This window comes from Paenibacillus sp. SYP-B3998 (genome assembly GCF_010820665.1).
Lineage (GTDB): Bacteria > Bacillota > Bacilli > Paenibacillales > NBRC-103111 > Paenibacillus_E.
The window spans coordinates 131266-151250 of the sequence record NZ_JAAIKC010000008.1; the positions used below are offsets into that span (position 1 = coordinate 131266).

Here is a 19985-nt window from a genome sequence, read left to right on the forward strand (position 1 = left end):
TTGGAGGTGAACTTATGACAATAGGATCAAGTATGTATTTTATTTTTAATGGTGTTACTTCTGAGTCTATGGGTATTTATAACGTCAACATGGAAAGCGGCATGCAAAAAGAGCCTTTTTCAGCTAATAGGACGATTAAGGAACAAAAAATTAGAGGGAATGATAAACCCTATTTCCAAGAAATCGAACTTCAACCACTTGTATTAACTGTATGCTTTGCCTTTGAAGATAGGTGGGATTCGAATAAAATCCGCGAAGTAGCCAGATGGCTGCTAAGTCCGAAGTATTATGTCCCTCTCATATTCATGGAAGACGATGATGTAAGTAAAATATATTATTGCCTCTGTGTGGACAGCCCTGAGCTAATCCATAACGGTTTGTCGCAAGGGTATATTAATCTGAAATTTCGCTGTGTAGATGCATATGCCTACACTCATTACTACAATAAAACGATTGATTTATCTGCAAATCCATCTACAGGCACAATTTACAGTTTTGAAAATTTAGGCGATGAGGTTTGTAAGCCGATCATTCATATTAATAAAATTGGTGATGGTCGTGTAAGTTTTATTAATTTATCTGATGGTGGAACGGAGTTTGCTATTCATAATTTGCTGAATAAAGAAATAATTGTAGTCGATTCAGAAGCCGAAATAATTGAAAGCAATATACCACTAACCAATAGATATAAAGATATAGAAGGTGATTTTGTAGGGTTACGAGCTTGGAGTATTAGCAATTTATTAATTAAAGGAACATGCGAATTGAAGTTTACCTATCAATTTAAGAGATTACAATAGGAAATAAGGTGAGAAAGTTGTACGAGAGTTATGAACATGTTAAAACTCAAAAACCTAAACTATTTATCGCAAAACCAAATCGTGAAATTATTGGTGTTCTTAATGAAGCCTACAACATCAAGCGTGAAACTAAACTTGGAACTGTTCCTACGCTTTCATTTGATTTGCCATACTATATAGATATTCAAAAGAAACATACAAGGAATCCTAATATAAATAACACTAAGAACAGATACTTAGTACAGTTTGTTCAAGGAGATATTGTTGAGTGGTATCTGATTAAGTCTCCCTCAGAGGTAATGGATGAGTCTTTTGATCATAAGACAATTGAAGCCTATGGATTAGCGTATGAATTAGCAGATAAAACAATTAGAAACTATTCTGGAACAAGCATAAACGCTTCCCAAGCTTTACAAACTGCGCTAAGTGATACTATATGGAATATTGGTAACGTTGATGCAAGCTTTAATACAATGTATCGGAGTTTTAGTTCAGTATCGAGTAGTGTTTTGGATTTTATTTTTCAGATTGCTTCAACTTTCCATGCATTGGTTGATTTTGATTCAGTCAAAAGACAGATAAATTTCTTGATTTTCGAGAACTATGGGGCAGATAGAGGGACGACAGTTTCCTACGGGAATTTGCTTAAGTCAGCTACCAAAGTAGAAAACACAGATGAGTTTTACACTCGGTTAAAAGTGTTTGGCAAGAGTGATACAGGGATTTTGAAAACGAATATTACGGGCCAAAACTATATTGAAGACTATTCATATTTCATCTCTCCGTTTAAACGTGATGCTAACAAAAGCGTACTATCTCATTCTGACTATATGAGCGATTCATTGTGTCATGCGCTACTCGATTATCAGGCGTTACTGCTTCGCTCAGGTGATTCGTATCAGACTCTACAGACACAACTGGCAAGTTATCAAACAACACGGACATCGCTTCAAACCAAATTGAAAAGCTATACAGATGAGCTTGCTATTATCGAAGATTCTATTATTGTTGCAAACAATACGGGGCAAAGCACAGCAGCATTAGTAACTCAGAAAAATGCAAAGAATGAACAAATTAAATCGCAAAATGCATTAATTGCTTCAGCGCAGTCTCAAATAGATACAGTTACTAACAATATTTCAACTTTGAGAAATAACTTTGCCATTTCAAAAAATTTTACTCCTGAGCAAATTAAGGAATGGAATCCATTTATTCTAGTTGGAACGTTTGAAAATAATAATGTTGAAGATGCTGCACAATTGTTAGCTTTGGGAAAAGAAGCGTTCGAGAAGCTAAAACAACCTAAAATTGTTGTTGAAATTAATATGGTAAACCTATTCGAATGTATTCAAGAGTATAAACGATGGGGTGAGTTTAATTTAGGCGACACGATTATAATTAAAAATTCTACCATTGGATTGAACGTTAAAGCTAAAATCATCGAAATGAATTTTGATTACGAATCAGGTGATATTAAACTAACCATAAGTAATGTCAAGGAATTGCTTACAGATAAAGCCCGTTTCTTGAAAGATTTATATAAGGCGACGACTACTGCAGCAAGTGTTGATATGAGTCAATATAAATGGGATTCGGCTTATGCAGATGTAAACGATGTTAATTCGATACTGAAGAATAAATGGGATGCTGCACAGAGAGAGATCGTTGCAGCTAATTCAAATTCAGTATCCATTGGAAGAAAAGGTGTCATAGTTAGTAAAACTGAAAATCCAGATCGGTTATTAATTTTGCAAGATGCTCGAATAGGCATATCGACTAATGGGTTAAATACAATTGATACAGCAATTGATGAAACAGGTGTTTATGCCAAAAAACTAATCGGCCAGATTGTTGCAGGGGTCAATTTATCTATTACTAATAGTGGAGGTTCGTTTCTTGTAAATCAGAATGGGGTTACAATTGCAGGAACCTCACTGACCATTACTGGTGGTTTGCCGGACGGTCAAATTACTTCTTCGGGATCGTGGAACACAGCGGCTACCCAAGCAAGTAATTCAGTTCAACTTGGAACAGGCTATGACAACGTTGTAATCAGATCAACTGGAGTAGATAAAGGATTAAGTGTCGTAGATTCCACTGTTGTGAGCAAGACGTTAATGAATTCGGGAGGATTTAAGATACAAAAAAACACTGGAACACAAGCAAGTCCAGTGTGGTCAAACCAATTCTATGCAGATGCGAATGGTAACTTGAATATCACAGGGAACATTACGGCTAACAGTGGTACTTTTAATGGGATTGTGAATGCGAGTTCAGGTACATTCAATGGCGTTGTGAATGCTCAAGACTTCAAAATTAATAACACAAGTATACTCAACGGAAATAAAATTAATGGAGCCTACGTAGACTCCATTACGACAGGTCAATTGGTGGTAACAAGTAAGCTTGGTGATAATGCCATTAACTCAGCAGGGACATGGAACAATAGTGCTGCTGTAGCTGCTAACTCTGTACAGCAGAATAATTCCTATAACGGAGTAATAATCAATACGAGTGTTGGCGTTCAGGTAACTTCGGGAAACGTTGTAACTACAGTAAATGCAAGCAATGGATTCAGTATTACAAATGGTGGTAGTAACGTCTTTTCAGTAGATAAAAATGGGAACCTATTAGCTACAAATGGCACCTTCCAAGGAACAATAAAAACTGCTGCTAGTGGAGCAAGGGTAGTTCTATCGTCAAACTACGGTGATATTAACTGTTTTAACAGTGCAAATATGAATATCTTTCAGGTCTATGATGAGACAAACGGCAACTCATCTGTTAGCAACCCCTCTGGAAACCCGATTTACGCTAAAGGAAGATGGAATTTTAGTGGGGCGGTAACTTTCACTGGCTCAGTATCTGGGGTTGTTGCAACATTTGGATAAATAAAAAAGCCCTTTATTGGGGCCCTTTAATATCCTTACTGGCTTCTACAAAAAAAGATTCTTTAACATATGTTGAGCCATCATAGTTAAAAGCTTCACAGCCATTTGCATAAGAATCGTTGTAGTTAATTTTTATAGAGCTACCTTTGAATGTTATTGACTTGTCTGAATTATTATAAACAATCTTATCCCTAATACTGTATTTAGATCCACCTGCTGATAAATTCATATAAACTATATTTCCATCTTTGTATGCATCTTTACCATTAAAATAATTTTGCAATAGTACTAATGATTGAATCGAATCTTTGTTTAGGTGAGTTACGCCTTCCTTTGCCTTATCTTCAGGTTGAGTGCCTACCTGCCCAACATCTTTACTGGGGACTGTATCAGTAGGATTGATGACCGACTTAAGCTCAATACTCTTTGTCTTATCGTTCCAACTTACATCTTTGCCAACTACCTGCCCAATACTCTTAACAGGAAGATAGCTACTACCATCGATAATCGCAACTGGCTTGTCTAGGCTGATTGTTTGGCCATCTAGTGTCACAGGAATAGAAGGATTAATGTACGCTTCTACCTTAGAGATTACACTATCAGCAAATGAACTCGTACCAATCGTTAAAACTACTCCTGCAACTAATCCAACTGTGATTCCTGAAATGAATTTTTTCATATGTCAACTCCGATATCCAGAATATGTATGAATTTAGTATAGCATGGCACAAAGTGGTTTGGAATATAATGTTCACTGGAGTCCAGTAAATCGTCCAGTGAAAAGCAATTTTTTAGTATAAAAACATTTAATCAACAGAAAGCCGTGAAATGAAGTAATGCCAAGTAATGTTTACATGTCTAGCAATACCCAGAATAGTATTACAATTGTTGTTACAAGCAATTACTATAATGCTTCTTACTTTAGATTCGAAAAAGATAGTAGTTGGGACTCAACAACTTATTATAGTGGATGGCAACAATCGCAAGCAGGTTATTACCAATATAGTTATACTTTCAATGGACTTCAAGCAGGTAGAAGCTATTACCTAAAAGCATATTCATATGAATATAATGGTCAAATTGCACCAGTCGAATCAGGAGGAACTTATTTCTCAACGCAAGCTGCACCACTTCCCCCGCAAGGAACGCCAAGCGTAAGTGCAGATACAGCATATTCTGGTGGAACTCATTATATCAACGTTTATTGGAGTGACGTTTCTGGTGAAACAGGTTACTACATATATGCAAATGATAACTATAAGGCTTTTGCAAATGCAAATGAAACATATAAACAAATTTCAGTTGATTCTGAGTACACTTTGTATACAATCAAAGTAATTCCATATAATGGTTCCGGTAACGGGAATTATGGTAGTACAAATGTAAGATCAAGAGATATTACAGCACCAATAGTAAATAGTTATTATGCAACAGACATACAAAAAGATTATATAACGATGTATGCCAGCGGTTCAGATAGCGGCTCTGGAATGAACGGATTTGATTTTTATTGTTATAGTTCCGACGGAAACACGCTTATTAATTCCGCGACGAAATATGGGAGTTCAGCGTATTGTTCATTTACAGGTCTTGCGCCAGATGTTAGCTATGTATTTAAAGTAAGAGCTTTTGATAATCAATTAAATTATGGCTCAATTGGGTCGAATTATTCTGCAAGAACACTCAAAAACAGACCATATGATTTTAGTTGGGATAATAGTAAAGCCTCTGGTGCAAGATTTAATGTGTCCTCTAGTGAATGGAATAGGTTTATTGGCAGGATAAATGAATTTAGGATTTACAAAGGGTTGAAGGGCTATGGTTTTACAACTGCGCCTTACTCAGATGGTAAATTCTATGCGTTCATGTTTAATCAAGCAGTAGCAGCGATTAATGAAATGAATCCACCTGTACACGCTCCTGCTTCACAAAGTAGTGGTGGAATCATATATGCGAGTTTATTAATTGATATTGTAAGATCATTAAATTCTGTTTCATAGTTCGTATGAGACTTATATAAAAGACGGATTTTATTTAAACTTTGACATGCTAAAACCGCATGGTAGCAAGGTTTTTTTATTAAAAGGAGGTCAAAATGGTTAATTATTTAAACTATAGTGATCCGTTAATTATTGTATGGAGAAAAGGCGATGCAAGTGATCCCTATTCAGATAAGTCTGAGTCATGGAAAGTAATAAATAATGTAGTAACTTTAGCTGAAATTCCAGATGAATTTAATCATGTTGTTATATCTGGGTACACAGAGGTGAGAAGTGAAGATGTAAGCATCCCAGCTTCAAACCAGTTTATCGTAAATTACCAAAACGGAATGATTACTTTTAATGCGAGTGAAAATGGAAAAACAATTTCTGCTCAATATAAGGGTAAAGGGATCATTTTATATCCAGCGTCACGCATTTATGTAGAAACTGATGTCCCAAATATTTTCAAAACGTTGCAAGAAGTAGTTAATAACAGTCAGGGAATTGCAGATGCGCTAAAGAACCTTACAGAAGTATTAGCTAGTGCAAAACTTACCAAGAGTGAACTGGAAACAGACATTACGGTTGGTAATGCATTAAAGACTAGCTTAGGATCAATTATTTCCGATGCAAATAGCATAAAAATGGAACTATCTAAATTGCTAGCAGATGTAGCTCCAGCAAAATCGTTGATTGATGCTTCAGTAACTACTGCCAACACTTTGAAAACAGCGTTAGACGAAAGTATTACTTCTGCGGGCGCAAAGAAAAACGATCTTGAAGGGTCAATAACAACAGGATCTGCACTAAAGCTAGCATTAGATACAGCTATAACCGATGGTGGGGCTTTAAAAACAGGACTAGATGGTGATCTCTCGCAGGGTAATAAGTTAAAGGTTGATTTAGATACTTTAATAAATACAGCGACAACCCAAAAGACAGATCTTGATACGGTGATAACGACTGCTACTAATAAGAAAATAGCATTGGATGAAAGTGTCAAAAGCTCAGAAGCAAGCAAGAATAGCTTGGATGCTTCCGTAGCGTCAGCTGCCGCTGCTAAAGCAGGGATTGATTCTTCAGTTTCTGCTGCGTCTACGCTAAAGACGAATCTTGATGCTTCTATTAGCACTGGAGCCACATTGAAAACTGGATTAGATGGTACTGTGACTAATGCAGTAGCAATCAATACTACGTTAAATGGTAGCGTTATTGCAGGTCAAAATAAAATTGAACAAGTTGATTCCAAGCTTGGCGAAATGACTACTGCGATTAATAATACGAATAGTGCTATTGGTAACTCTAATGATGTAGCTGTCAGGTTATCAGTATTTGAGAACTTCAGCGGAACAAAGGTTTATTATCCTTTAAATAAAGTCGCGTATAGTGGAAGTTCTTATGTATGTATTAAAGAAACTACAGCAGGAACGTTGCCAAGCAATCAGATTTTTTGGACGATGATCGCTCAGGCGGGTAGTGGAAACGTTAGCAGCGTAAATGGTGACGGTACAGGCGATTTAATTGTTGCCAACCCCACATCAGCTGTTCAAATTGCTTTAAACACAGGTATTGGGGCAAATAAGATCGTAAAACAAGATAGCAGTGGCAAAGTAACTGCGGATATTCTTAAGGATGGTGACACGAACCTTGTTGTAACCTCAATGGATAAAACAAAATGGGATAGAATTGCCGATTCTGTTTCTAAGACTTCACTTGCTGTGCCAAATGGTGTAGCAACACTAGGTTCAGATGGGTTAGTTCCTGTAAGTCAATTACCAAAGATTTCTTCATTGACAGTTGTAAATACAAACGAAGAATTTGAAGCTCTAAAACCACAAGCACACTCAGTAGGTGACGCTGTTATGGTTAAAAACTTCATTAATAGACTTGATGTACCAAAAATTTTATCATCCACTGTAGTAACTGGTAGTGGAAGTCAGTATATTCCAGCGGGTACTTCCACGTTCTATGTGGAAGGTCTTAACTCTGATGGGAAAACTTCTGGTGTTACAGCGGCTTATGCAATTCCTCAAGGTTCTAATCCAACGCCAAGTAGTTCATACACATTGCAAATGACTATTAGCATTCCTGCAAATGTAGTGACTATCAAAGTATATGTAAAATATGGATCAATTACAAAAACATTTTCGTTGTCAGGTGTAAATAGTATTCCTGTAACTCCTAATACTCAATATATATTTGATCCAACAGTAGGTAGTTGGACAACAGGATTTACGGGTTCAACGTTGCCAACAAGCAATACTGTGCAACCTCCAGAAACAACAATCTTTACTTGGAATGGGAACTTATTTATACAAGATGTGACGAAAACAAAAGTTGCCGCTAGTTTAGGTTACTACCCTGCGCAGACTTATATTGTTGATAGTATGACTGTATTAAATAACATAAAGGGTTTAAACAATGGAGATAGAGGTTACGTCAAGAAAATCTCATCTTCTTCTACGTATACAACTTTAACAAGCGACCTTAAAGCATATTTCACTGTTAAAAATGATCGTGGTGGATTTAATTCAGACATTAAGTTCGCCATTCTCACAACAACTGACTTGGGAGAAAGCGCACCTGTTTATGTTGATATTGCAATACCATCTGGAGGTTATTCAAATGCACGTGTTGATATTAACTTTAGTGGGCATAAGCTTCTTTCAAGAGCAAAAAACGTAACTGTATTAAGAAGTACAGATGGAGGAGTTCTTTGGTATCTGGTTAAATCTAGTCCTATCATTTTAGGACAATGGGTAACAACAGATTCAGGATTTGCCACTGCCAATTTAACGAAAACATTTACAGCGAATGCAAGCGATTTATACGTGAAACAATCTACATTCACGTATGACAGTACAATTCAATCATGGATAAGGGACAGTAATACATCAAGAGTTATTAACGTATTCCTTCCAAGTGATTTGCCTAGTATTAGCAGCGTTTCAAATATTGGTGATATTGGAGTAGTTTATGCATCAAGTCAAGAAGTGCAAATTCCAAAACCACTAGCGACTGTTTCAAACATAACACTTTCAAGAGATGCCAACATCGTTTCTTCAATTGGAACTGGATCAACTATGGACTTGCATTTTGCATTTACTGCTTTCACAGATGTAGGTGAAACAGACGCAACATTTGTGAAAATTCCAAAAGCTGATCTTCCAAGCGGTTCAGGAAACATTATTGCTACCATCAATGTTTCTGATATATATCCTAGTGGTTCATATGGCATTAGAGTTTATGCAACAGTAACTTCCAGTGAGGTTACACCCTCAAATTCTAACTTTAAATTGGCAGGTGTTTTAACTGGTGGTTATGATTCTTTCATCTATAATTTTTCTTGGAAAGGAAACGAATCCCCACCAACTGTAAACACAGCCTACAAAAATAAATATTCTTCCATGTACTATTTTGATGGAGCGCTACATCAAAAGGCGTATAGTTTATCTCCAACTGAGTTAAGTAATGTTATGAGTTCTGGGAATTTTCAGTTTAAAAATAACATTTACATTGGAACTACTGCACCACTGAATCCTACTCCAAATATGATTTGGATTGATACAACATATTAAGTCTTAATTGATAGAGAATTCATATTATTGTCCTCTATCCAATCTAAAAGGAGAAATGAAATGAGTAAATACAAAATAAATATTAACACACCTGAATCACCAGTTTGGTATGAACTTGATTTTGGCTCTAACACTAGTATTGGCACAAATACACATGTAGATGGACTAAACACCGTTGCGGCGACAAAAGGGTCATCTGCTTCTGGTATTTTATCGTACTCTGGATATGCTGAAAAGATATTGAGTGCATCAAGTATCACATCATGTACATTGGTTAATGCAGATCATAAATTCGAAGTTGGAGATATGGTGTTCGGTATACCAGATCAAGATGCTGACTCAATAAACCCTGTTGTTATAACCAGCGTAGATGTAAGAAACCTTATTTTTGATAAGCCAATTAATACATTCGGCGGTACACATGAATATGTACTACTCTGGAAGAAAGGCGTTTCCGCTCTAAATACAACACCAAAAGCGATACATGCAGAAGGCTATAATACTATCGCATCTGGTAATGGTTCACATGCAGAAGGATACTCGACTAGGGCAATTAACGACTATTCACATGCAGAGGGTTATAAAACAACTGCTTCTGGATTGAATTCACATACCGAAGGCTGGCAGACTGAAGCAAGAGGTGACTACTCTCACGCAGAAGGTTTCTTAACAAAAGCAAGAGGTGACTCCTCTCACGCAGAAGGGAAATTTACCTATTCTGGCTCTTCTGCTTCCCACGCAGAAGGTAGTGGGAATGTTGCTTCTGGAGCGTACTCACATGCAGAAGGTCTAAATAACGTGTCTGGTTACGCTGAGAAGATTGTAAGTACAAGTGGAAACTTGGCTACGTTTAGCACTAACAGTTTACTTTTCAGTGTTGGGGAAGAAGTATATGCGTACAGAGATAGTTATGACTATCCAACGTCAATGACTGTAACTGCTGTGAATGGAAACAATTTAACACTCTCTAGTTCAATTACTGGCTACTATTCTATAGCCAGAATTGGTGGAACAATAAATGGAAATGGAGTTTCAGCGCATGTAGAGGGAAGTTATAACATTGCAAGAGGAATAAGTTCTCATGTTGAAGGTAGTAAAAATAATGCGGTAGGAAATTACTCTCATGGAGAAGGTTATAATACTGTCGCATCTGGTATTGGTTCTCACGCAGAAGGAAGTAATACAGTGGCAGATGGAAATGCATCACATACAGAGGGTTATCAAACAACAGCATCAGGTGTTGCCGCTCACGCAGAAGGCGACAGCTCAATGGCGTACACAGATTATGCTCATGTAGAAGGAAGATATGCATTAGCCGCTCAAGGGAAAATTTTTAATGTAACCTCATACGATGGTGTAGGACAGACCTTAACGTTGGATTCAGTCAGCACTTTAGTAGTTGGTAGCAATATTATTATTAAAGTCAAAGACTCAATATCTGTAGAAGATGTAATTACTGCTATTAATGGAAATGTTATAACGTTAACAGCGAATGTACCAACGAGTAGCTATTCAAATGTAATTAGAAAGGCTACAGGAACAATAACTCCAGTACACGCAGAGGGATTGAATACAATAGCATCTGGTATTGCATCCCATGCAGAAGGGGAAAAAACTACGGCTTCTGGCAACAACTCTCACGCAGAAGGCTATCAAACAACAGCGTCTGGCGACTGTTCACATGCAGAAGGGAAAGTAACAATTGCATCTGGAGCAGATTCGCATGCTGAAGGAGATTATACATTGGCTAGTGGAAGCAGTTCGCATGCAGAAGGTCACGCTACAACAGCATCAGGAACATCTTCCCATGCAGAAGGCAATGATACAACAGCATCTGGCGACTATTCACACGCAGAGGGTTTGGGTGCGATTGCTGTTGGAACTGCTTCACATGCAGAAGGATCAGGAAAAGCATTAGGAGACTTTAGTCATGCTGAAGGTAGGGATACATTCGTTGGATACCAAGAAGCGGTAGCCTCATATACATCTGCAACAGCAACATTAGTCGCTAGTAATCATTTTTTTGTAGTTGGTGATGATGTAGCCTTTTATATATCTGATTCGTATTTGAGGAGAGCTAAAATTTCTCTTATTACCAATAATGTAATTACATTCACCATTAATCCTACAGGTTACTCTAAAAATATTTTCTTAATGGGAAGATCAGTATCTGGAAAAGGTGCTCAAGCACATGCTGAGGGAAAAGGTACAATTGCCAGTGGTTCATACTCACATGCTGAAGGGGAGGGTACAACTGCATCTGGCTCAGGTTCTCACGCAGAAGGTAGTCAAACAACAGCATCTGGCTATTTCTCTCACACATCAGGGTTAGGTACTGCCGCTAAATACTGCCAAACGGTTATTGGTCGATACAATACAATTTCATCTGCCGCAGACGATACTTACTCAGATACGAATGAATTGTTTATCATTGGTAACGGAACTGGTACTGGATCAAGAGGTAGCGCATTTAAAATCTTGGGTAACGGTTCAACATACGCAGATGGTGCGTATGCATCATCAGGTGCGGATTACGCTGAAATGTTCGAGTGGCTAGATGGTAATCTTTCCAATGAAGATAGAGTGGGACATTTTGTGACTCTTGATGGAGAAAAAATCCGTAAAGCAAATTCGCAAGATAGTTACATTCTTGGTGTTGTTAGTGCTAACCCTTCGATTGTTGGTGACGCTGGAGGTTTGCGTTGGAAAGGTAAGTACATTGCTGATGATTGGGGAAGAACGCAGTATCACTTTGTAACAATTCCAGAAGAGTTGGACGAAAAAGGAAATGTCAAAATTCCTGAACGTCTAGAATGGCAACCAAAAATTAATCCAAATTGGATAAATGATGAAAACTATGTTGAACGTTCTACAAGACCAGAGTGGTCGGCAATTGGCTTAATGGGGAAATTGCTTGTTCGTGACGATGGAACATGTGTTGTCAATGGATATTGCAAGTCAAACGATAATGGCGAAGCAACCAAATCAAATGTTGGTTATAAAGTAATGAAAAGAGTAACTCCAAGTATCATCCAAATACTGGTGAAGTAATTATTGATTGGGCTGTTTTTATATAAACGGTCTATTAGGAGTTGTGTAGAAACAATGGGAAACGAACTGAACGAAGGTGAGAGACTCGTAAAGTTAGAGACTAAACTAGAGACAGAATTAACTGCTATCAAAGAAGCTTTGTATGATTTGAAAAAGATCGTATTGATCAGAGAAGAAATTTATGTGACAAAGGATATTCTTGAAAGCAAACTTGAATTGCATGATAAGGAAATCGAAGGATTACATCGTGGACTAAATGAGATACGTGATAACAATAAATCCAATAAGCAACTTGCTCCAGCTTGGGGGCAGGTTGTTTTTGCGTTAGCTGCTGTAATTGTTGCGATTGTTGCTTCGTGGAAGTAACAATATTTGTATAGTTTACAAAAAGTGCAATATGCCCTGAAATTAACGCTTAACTAGACATGAGAAGAAAAATGGAGATTTATAAATTAAATTACAAACTGATAAGGAGAATTGAAAATGAATATTGATAAAGTTAAGGTGTTACGATACGTATCGCTTATTTTTGCTGTGCTTGGAATTAGTAATATGATAGCTGGTCACTATGGATACGGGCTGCCTGAAGGGGAAATTGATTTTTATGCAAATTTGATTAGTTATGCTGCTACTATTCTTTTTGGCATTACAATTGAATCCAGAGCAATTCGTTTATTGTTTAAGGGTAAGAGTGGCGTTTAATGGCTAAAGGATTTGACTGTGCGACAGCCTTAACTTCCTCCACAATTCAACCATTTGCTACGCAAGGATTTAAATTCGTTGGTAGATATCTTGCTGATGCAGGTTCTTGGAAAAGATTATCCCCCAATGAAGTAAAGATCATATCTGCTGCCGGGTTATACATCGTTTCCTTTTTTGAACGTTCATCTGACCGTGTGAAGGAGGGGGCTCTTGCTGGTACAGAAGATGGTAAATTAGCGCTCCAGTATGCCAAAGAAGTCGGTCAGATTGCTGGATCGGCCATTTATGCTGCGGTAGACTACGATGCTCCAAGTCGTGACTTCAACGCGATAGAGGCGTATATGAGAGCATTTGATAAAGAGATTGATGGGTATGAGCTTGGAATCTATGGCTCATATTCAGTCGTTAAAGCGATGTATGAACGTGGGGTAGCGACGAAATTGATGCAAACCTACGCTTGGAGTAGAGGACAGAAATTTGCTCCTATTGGTATTTATCAGTATCAGAATGACATTATTGTTAACCAAATAGGGATCGACCTAGATGAGTCTAATGGCGATGCAGGAGGTTGGAAATTAGGTATGGCTGTTGCAAAAAATGGATTTTCTTTGGATGATCGGGTTACGGACTACATCTTAGATGTATTGGGAGATTACTGGAAGCATATGGAAGGTAATAAGGATGTTCAGGAATATACGCATCAGGTTTCAAATTCGTTGCGCAGGGCAGTAGGTAGACCAGAAGAATGAAATTGAACTGGGCTTTGATATTAAAATGAGGGATAAGATGTTCATGTAAAGAAGGCGGTTCATACGCTTCTACATGTACATGTTATCCCTTTTTTTTACTTTTTCAATCGTAAACATAACATGGAATTTTTACGTGTTGACATTTTGCGAAAAACCCGTAATATTAAGATTAACTAAATAGTCAAATACTTATCAAGAGTAGGTGGAGGGACTAGCCCGATGATACCCGGCAACCGACAAACCTTTGCAAAACAAAGGAATGCACGGTGCTAATTCTTGCGGAAACGCTGCAACACAAGCGAATCTGGGAGATAAGAGTGAGGACATCTTTTTGGAATTTACATGACCTTTCTCTGATCTCAGAGAAGGTCATTTTTGCATTTCCACTAAAAAAATTGCGAAAAAGGAGTGAACAGGATGCCGATCAAGATTCCAGACAACCTGCCAGCCAAAGAAATTTTAAACCAAGAGAACATTTTCACGATGGATGAGTCCGTCGCGTATCATCAAGATATTCGTCCACTTCGTATTGCTTTGTTGAACTTAATGCCTACGAAAGAGACGACTGAGACGCAGCTGCTGCGCTTAATCGGTAATACGCCGCTGCAGGTGGAATTCGTGCTCCTGCATCCCAAAACTCACACTTCCAAGAACACATCCGCTGAGCACTTGGATACGTTCTATAAAACATTTGAAGATATTCAAGACCAGATGCTGGACGGCATGATTATTACAGGCGCACCTGTTGAGCAAATGGAATTTGAAGACGTGAATTATTGGGAAGAATTGACGCAAATTATGAACTGGAGCAAAGAGCATGTTACTTCGACGCTGCACATTTGCTGGGCTGCTCAAGCAGGGTTGTATCATCACTTTGGTGTTCCGAAGTACCCGCTTGACAATAAGGTGTTCGGCGTGTTCCCACACACAGTGGGCGTACCGAATACGAAGCTGCTGCGCGGTTTTGATGAAGTTTTCCACGTCCCTCAATCTCGTCACACGGAAGTTCGCCGTGAAGATATCTCTCGATGTCCAGATTTGGAGATTTTATCTGAATCCGAGGAAGCAGGCGTTTATATTGCTGCAACGCCAGACGGCAAGCACATTTTTGTTACGGGTCACTCGGAATATGACGCGTGCACATTGAAGTGGGAGTATGACCGTGATGCTGACAAGGGACTCGAGATCGCTATTCCTAGCAATTATTATCCTAACGATGACCCGAGCAGACAGCCATACAATACATGGAGAGCACATGCAAACTTGTTGTTTTCAAATTGGTTGAACTATTATGTCTATCAACAGACGCCATTCGACCTGAATGTCAATAAAAGTCTGGCAGGCTCACAATTGTAAGTCAAACCTGGAACTTATGAAGGAGGAATTCCCTTTGTTAAAAATCGAAAGCCAACTCGCCCAAATCGGCTCGCAAAATGAACCAGGAACTGGAGCTATCAGTTTTCCAGTCTATCAAGCTACAGCTTTCCGCCATCCGAAGCTTGGACAAAGCACAGGATTTGATTATGCGCGTACCAAAAGTCCAACCCGCACAGTGCTTGAAGATGCGATTGCCGAGCTTGAGTCAGGCGATGCAGGCTTTGCTTGTTCTTCAGGTATGGCGGCGTTGCAAACGATATTCGCCTATTTTAGCCAAGGCGATCACTTAATTGTTTCTTTAGACTTATATGGCGGGACCTACCGTTTGCTTGAGAAAATCATGGCGCGTTTCGGTGTGACTGCTTCTTATGTAGACACAAATGATTTGGATGGGTTAGAGGCGGCCTACCAGTCAAATACCAAGGGGATTGTTATCGAGACGCCAACGAATCCTTTAATGATGATAACAGATCTTGAACTCGTATGTACGTGGGCCCGTAAAAAGGGCATCGTGTCCATTGTCGATAACACGTTGTTAACGCCATTTTTGCAGCGCCCTATCGAGCTGGGCGCTGATATCGTCATTCATAGCGCAACCAAATATTTGGGTGGCCATAATGATGTGCTCGCTGGTCTTATTGTAACCAAAGGCAAGGAGCTTTCCGAGCAAATGGCGTTTCTGCATAACTCCATTGGAGCTGTACTTGGGCCGCAAGATAGCTGGTTGCTCATGAGAGGGATGAAGACGCTAGCGCTTCGTATGGAGCGCCATGAGTTCAATGCTACGGCTATTGCCAAATTTCTACTTGAGCATCCGCTGATCGATGAAGTGTACTATCCGGCATTGGAATCCCATCCAGGTTACGCGGTGCAGAACAAACAATCGAGCGGGAATACCGGGATCTTTTCCTTCAAGGTGAAAGACGCCAGATTAATTGAACCGATCCTGCGTCACATCAAGCTGATTGCTTTCGCAGAGAGTTTAGGCGGCGTTGAGTCATTGATGACATATCCTGCCGTGCAAACACACGCGGATATTCCATTAGAAATTCGTCAGCAGGTAGGTGTGGACGATCGTCTGCTCCGATTCTCCGTCGGCATCGAGCATATTGATGATCTGATTGCGGATCTATCCAATGCGATCGATCAGGCGCAAGCCGAGCTGGAAGGAGGCCTCCTCGAATGAGTTATTCCAAAGACGATAAGCGCCATCCACATGGCAAATTCGCTACTAGGCTGATTCATTTTGGAGCTGAGATTGATGAGACAACAGGAGCTTCCAGCGTGCCCATCTATCAAGCATCAACCTTTCATCAATCGGATTTAGAAGTCACTCCGGACTATGATTATACACGTTCAGGTAACCCGACTCGTCAAGCGTTGGAAGACTATATTGCACTTTTGGAAGGCGGCCATCGCGGTTTCGCCTTCGCATCAGGTATGGCGGCTATTTCATCAGCGCTGATGCTTCTTTCTCAGGGCGATCATGTCATTTGTACAGAAGATGTCTATGGTGGTACATACCGTTTGCTTACTTCAATCATGAATCGGATGGGGATTGAATCCACTTTCGTTGATATGACGGATATCGAACAGGTGAAAGCGGCGCTGCGTCCGCATACGAAAGCGGTGTTTATTGAAACGCCGTCTAACCCTACGCTTAGAATCACGGATATCGGGGAAGTGGCTGCTTGGGCTAAAGAGCACAATTTGCTTACGATGCTGGACAACACCTTTATGACGCCCTACCATCAGCGTCCTATTGAGCTAGGGATTGATATTGTGCTGCATAGTGCAACCAAATTCTTGGGCGGACATAGCGATGTTCTTGCTGGACTGGCTGTAGTCGCCAATTCTAGTCTAGGACGTCAGATGAAGCAAATACAGAACGGCATGGGCAATGTCCTCGGCATTCAAGACTCATGGCTGCTCATTCGCGGTATGAAAACCTTGCAAGCCCGTATGGAAATGTCCGAAAAAGGCGCTCGCAGATTGGCTCAGTGGCTTTCGGAGCAGCCTGATATTGATTATGTGTATTACCCTGGTTTGCCGAATCACCCTCGCAGAGAAGTTCACGAGAAGCAGTCGCTTGGTTATGGGGCGGTCGTTTCTTTTGATGTCGGTTCTGGCCAGAAGGCGAAAAAGCTTTTGAGCAAAGTGCGGATTCCGTTGGTCGCAGTGAGCTTAGGGGCTGTGGAAAGCATACTCTCTTATCCAGCAATGATGTCTCATGCGGCAATGCCTAAAGAGGTTCGCTTACAGCGCGGCATCACAGACGGTCTAGTGCGGTATTCAGTAGGTCTTGAAGATATTGAAGATATTATTGAAGATCTTGAACAAGCGCTCAGAAGCTAATGAACAAACGAGGTCTGAAGGTTAACAGAGCAGCGAACAGCTGCTTTTTTTGCCGTTTTCGTGTCAGATGGCCGTTTTGCCTTCTAGAAAGAAGGGAATAGCCGTGACGCTGCGCGGTGAATATGGTACCATAGATAGATAAAGGTATATAGTAAAAAAGGAGTGAGTAGTCGTGAAGCCTATTGATCGTATCTTACATAAATCACTTTCGGGTGGACGAATCGATGTAGAGGAATGCATCACACTTTTCGAATCCGATCAAATAGAAAAAATTGGCGATACGGCCAATCAAATTATGAAAAAATGGCATCCAGATCCGATCACGACCTTTGTCATCGGTCGGAACATTAACTATACGAACATCTGCGATGTGTATTGTAGATTTTGTGCCTTCTATCGCGCTCCAGGATCTAAGGAAGGTTACGTACTTCCCGATGAAACGATTTTCCAAAAGATTCAAGAGACGCTTGACGTAGATGGTACGGAAATTCTTATGCAGGGCGGAACGAATCCAGATCTGCCATTTAGCTACTATACGAATATTTTACGTGAAATTAAGAAACGATTTAACATTACCATGCATTCTTTTTCACCTGCTGAAATTATGAAGATGAAAGACGTTTCGGATGGATTGTCGTTGGAAGAAGTTGTACGTCAGTTGCATGAAGCGGGTCTGGATTCTCTTCCAGGCGGCGGCGCTGAGATTTTGGATGACCGTACGAGACGTAAGATCAGCAAGCTCAAGGGATCTTGGCGCGATTGGATGGACGTTATGCAAACCGCTCATAAAATCGGAATGCATACAACGGGTACAATGGTTATTGGCTTCGGTGAGTCCATGGAAGAACGAGCGCTTCACATGCTGCGCATTCGTGATGCTCAGGATGATGTATTGCTGCAGAAGCTGAAAACCCCAGGTTTCCTGGCGTTCATTCCGTGGACCTTCCAACCTGACAATACGAACATGAAGGCGGAGAAAGTAACGTCTGAGGAGTACCTGAAGACACTGGCAATTAGCCGAATCATGCTCGACAACATTCCGAACTTCCAGTCGTCATGGGTGACGATGGGACCAGAAGTCGGTAAAATGACGCTGAGCTATGGCTGTAATGACTTCGGCAGTACGATGATCGAAGAAAATGTGGTTTCGGCTGCGGGCACGACGCACAAAGTGAACGTAAGCTCCACACTTGACATCATTCGTCAAGCAGGTAAGACTCCTGCTCAACGGAATACGAAGTATGAGATTTTACGCGTGTTTAATGATGAGAATGTCAAAGTGAATAAAGATTTTGTGATGCAGAACTAACGGACAAATCAGAAAACGCGCTTTCCCCCTTCAAACCTGAAGGCGGAAAGCGCGTTTTTTAATTTGCTTCTTTGAGTGAAAGCGTATGAATGACTGTTTTGTTTTTGCCTGTTTTTTTCGCTGCGTATAAGGATTGATCGGCTCCAGCGAAGAAAACTTCTTTACCAGTTCCCTTGAGGTATTCGCAAAGTCCGATGGAGATTGTAACTGCGTGTCCGCTCAGCTCCTCATACTTTGACTGTGAGATGTACCAGCGAATGCGTTCCAAAATTTCGTATACGTCTTCCGTGCTTTTCTCCGTGAAAATGATAGCAAACTCCTCACCGCCATACCTAGCGGCAAAATCATTCAGGCCTACTCGTTCTTTCAAAATCGCACTAACTTTCGTAAGCACGGCATCGCCAGCTCGATGGCCATAGGTATCGTTCACTTTTTTGAAGTTATCAATATCAATGATAGCAAGATGAATGTTTAGATGCCCGTACTCGCTTTGTTCAATTAGTTTTTCGAGATATTCATGAAAGGTTATGTGGTTGTAGAGGTCTGTTAATGCATCGGTTTTGGACAATTTGTCCATAATAATATTCTTGATCATTAGCTCCTGCTTCAGCTCAGTCGTTGCGCGGAGGTTGATCAATATTTCAACGCCGCGTTTCATAATACCGAATGCAATGAAGGTAGCAATACCTAAGATAGGAATCGCTGCTAATAGATCGTTGACGGTAAAGAGGATGAGGATGGATACAAGCGATAATGCGACTGAAAATAAAAATTTGGAGCGTTGAAAATAATAAATCGATACGATGATAGGTAGCAATGCATGGAGTGGCGCCATTCTCACATTGTAATTGAAATAAATAATTAAAAAGGAGAGCAGAGCACCACCACTTATGATGTAATAATCTAACCTTCGCTTTGAAAATTTGTGGACAACTTCTAATAAGCCCATAACAACCACCATGATTATAAGTGGAATGACGATGTGGTTGACAATAAAATGCTCGTTATTCGGACCAGAGAGATAATAAAGGAACTGAACCGGAATTTGAACGAAAACGAGACCCCAATAGAGATGAAGCAGCTTGCGGTTCCAAATCTGTTTGTCCTGACTATATGCGTTAGTTTGCATCTATACTCACTCCACAAATATCCTACTTAAGCACTAGTGTATCTGTATCATAACATGAATAT

The 19985-nt window shown here is 39.8% G+C and carries 14 protein-coding genes and 1 riboswitch; of the genes, 12 read left to right on the forward strand and 2 right to left on the reverse strand.

The annotated features are described in order from the left end of the window. Positions 1 to 14: 14 nt before the first annotated feature. Together GK047_RS19665 and GK047_RS19670 are read left to right on the forward strand one after the other, a co-directional pair. Positions 15 to 800: a phage tail domain-containing protein gene (locus tag GK047_RS19665; RefSeq protein ID WP_163950628.1), complete on the forward strand. Its 786-nt coding sequence runs from the start codon at positions 15 to 17 to the stop codon at positions 798 to 800. A 17-nt stretch (positions 801 to 817) separates the two neighbouring features. Next, positions 818 to 3691 carry a phage tail spike protein gene (locus tag GK047_RS19670; protein ID WP_163950629.1) on the forward strand — a complete coding sequence of 958 codons (2874 nt, stop codon included), beginning with the start codon at positions 818 to 820 and terminating at the stop codon, positions 3689 to 3691. A gap of 13 nt (positions 3692 to 3704) precedes the next feature. On the opposite strand, the gene GK047_RS19675 is transcribed toward GK047_RS19670, so the two are convergent. Continuing rightward, the gene (locus GK047_RS19675; RefSeq protein WP_163950632.1) at positions 3705 to 4370 is read right to left on the reverse strand and encodes a stalk domain-containing protein; all 666 of its coding nucleotides are present in this window, start codon (positions 4368 to 4370) and stop codon (positions 3705 to 3707) included. 175 nt (positions 4371 to 4545) lie between these two features. Here GK047_RS19675 and GK047_RS19680 point away from each other — a divergent pair, with 175 nt between their 5' ends. The 10 genes from GK047_RS19680 to mqnC all read left to right on the forward strand — a co-directional run bounded on the left by GK047_RS19680 (position 4546) and on the right by mqnC (position 18794). After that, entirely contained in the window at positions 4546 to 5691 is a 1146-nt protein-coding gene (locus tag GK047_RS19680; RefSeq protein WP_163950633.1) for a hypothetical protein, read from the forward strand. A gap of 95 nt (positions 5692 to 5786) precedes the next feature. Beyond that, positions 5787 to 9251: a hypothetical protein gene (locus tag GK047_RS19685; RefSeq protein WP_163950635.1), complete on the forward strand. Its 3465-nt coding sequence runs from the start codon at positions 5787 to 5789 to the stop codon at positions 9249 to 9251. 60 nt (positions 9252 to 9311) lie between these two features. Beyond that, positions 9312 to 12302 carry a peptidase G2 autoproteolytic cleavage domain-containing protein gene (locus GK047_RS19690; protein ID WP_163950637.1) on the forward strand — a complete coding sequence of 997 codons (2991 nt, stop codon included), beginning with the start codon at positions 9312 to 9314 and terminating at the stop codon, positions 12300 to 12302. A 54-nt stretch (positions 12303 to 12356) separates the two neighbouring features. Then, positions 12357 to 12668, forward strand: coding sequence for a hypothetical protein (locus GK047_RS19695; RefSeq protein WP_163950640.1), 312 nt, complete (start codon positions 12357 to 12359; stop codon positions 12666 to 12668). A 117-nt stretch (positions 12669 to 12785) separates the two neighbouring features. Then, on the forward strand, positions 12786 to 13004 hold the full coding sequence (locus GK047_RS19700) for a hypothetical protein (protein ID WP_163950641.1): 219 nt from the start codon (positions 12786 to 12788) through the stop codon (positions 13002 to 13004). Continuing rightward, positions 13004 to 13753: a glycoside hydrolase domain-containing protein gene (locus GK047_RS19705; RefSeq protein ID WP_163950643.1), complete on the forward strand. Its 750-nt coding sequence runs from the start codon at positions 13004 to 13006 to the stop codon at positions 13751 to 13753. The genes GK047_RS19700 and GK047_RS19705 overlap by 1 nt, the downstream gene beginning before the upstream one ends. Positions 13754 to 13939: 186 nt before the next feature. Continuing rightward, positions 13940 to 14071, forward strand: a riboswitch (SAM riboswitch). A gap of 99 nt (positions 14072 to 14170) precedes the next feature. After that, positions 14171 to 15109 (forward strand): homoserine O-acetyltransferase MetA, encoded by a 939-nt coding sequence (gene metA / locus GK047_RS19710; RefSeq protein WP_163950644.1) that lies wholly within the window; start codon positions 14171 to 14173, stop codon positions 15107 to 15109. Positions 15110 to 15125: 16 nt separating this feature from the next. Next, positions 15126 to 16316 carry an aminotransferase class I/II-fold pyridoxal phosphate-dependent enzyme gene (locus GK047_RS19715; protein WP_163950646.1) on the forward strand — a complete coding sequence of 397 codons (1191 nt, stop codon included), beginning with the start codon at positions 15126 to 15128 and terminating at the stop codon, positions 16314 to 16316. Further along, the gene (locus GK047_RS19720) at positions 16313 to 17485 is read left to right on the forward strand and encodes a trans-sulfuration enzyme family protein (protein WP_163950648.1); all 1173 of its coding nucleotides are present in this window, start codon (positions 16313 to 16315) and stop codon (positions 17483 to 17485) included. The genes GK047_RS19715 and GK047_RS19720 overlap by 4 nt, the downstream gene beginning before the upstream one ends. Positions 17486 to 17657: 172 nt before the next feature. After that, positions 17658 to 18794, forward strand: a complete 1137-nt coding sequence (mqnC, locus tag GK047_RS19725) for a cyclic dehypoxanthinyl futalosine synthase (RefSeq protein WP_163950649.1) — start codon at positions 17658 to 17660, stop codon at positions 18792 to 18794. Positions 18795 to 18852: 58 nt separating this feature from the next. Here the strand turns inward: mqnC and GK047_RS19730 are convergent, their stop codons facing one another. Beyond that, the gene (locus GK047_RS19730; protein WP_163950652.1) at positions 18853 to 19923 is read right to left on the reverse strand and encodes a GGDEF domain-containing protein; all 1071 of its coding nucleotides are present in this window, start codon (positions 19921 to 19923) and stop codon (positions 18853 to 18855) included. Positions 19924 to 19985 lie beyond the last annotated feature (62 nt).